The sequence below is a fragment of the Micrococcus sp. HMSC31B01 genome (assembly GCF_001816085.1).
GTDB classification, from domain to species: domain Bacteria; phylum Actinomycetota; class Actinomycetes; order Actinomycetales; family Micrococcaceae; genus Micrococcus; species Micrococcus luteus.
The window spans coordinates 1-656 of the sequence record NZ_KV824927.1 but is presented as its reverse complement, the minus strand read 5'-3'; the positions used below and the strand labels follow the sequence as shown (position 1 = coordinate 656).

General features: G+C 77.6%; 1 protein-coding gene and 1 riboswitch. The gene reads right to left on the bottom strand.

The genetic code is table 11. The features are described from left to right. Positions 1-447, bottom strand: a 447-nt coding sequence (locus tag HMPREF3105_RS01730; RefSeq protein ID WP_141762391.1) for an FAD-dependent oxidoreductase, incomplete at its 3' end; no start/stop codon positions are given. Further along, positions 441-571, bottom strand: a riboswitch (TPP riboswitch). (Overlaps the previous gene by 7 nt.) Positions 572-656: the final 85 nt, after the last annotated feature.

Sequence of the window (656 nt, the reverse complement as noted above, 5' to 3'; positions counted from 1 at the left end):
GAAGCCGGCGGCCAGGCCCGGGGCCAGGGCGGGCTCGGCGCGGCGCAGCGCGCGGACGGAGACGGGCTCGACCCGGCGACCGAGGATCGAGGCGTGCTCGAGCACGTGGTCCCAGGCGCGGGCGTCCGAGGGGTCCGCGGCCACGATCCAGGCGCCCTGTGCGAGGAAGCCCGTCTCCACATCGGTGAAGGCGGCGAGCAGGTCCACGAGGGCCGGGTAGGCCTCCCAGCCGGCCTGCAGCAGCGGGGCGAGGTCGTCCTGGCTGAACTGGGTCTCGGCGAGCGGCGCGAGCATCCCCGCCGCGGCGTGGGTGGCCCCGGCCACGGCGTGCGGGCGCCCGGCGGCGTCCAGCTCGGGGGCGATCAGGGTGACGGCGTGGCCTGCGGCACGCAGACGCACGGCGGCGGTGAGGCCGATGATCCCGGCCCCGACGACGGCCACGTGCACGGACCGGTCCTCCTCACGGCGGCATGACCCGCATCGAGTGGTGATGGTCGGCCGCGCCGGCGCGGTGCGCCCCTGCGGCCCTCTCAGCCCGGCGTGTGCGGCCCGGGCTCCCATGGAACAGCGGCCAGTCTGCCACAGTGGGCGCATGCACTCCCCCGATCCGCTCCTGATGACCGCGGCCGGCCGCGACGACGGCGGCACCGGCCCCG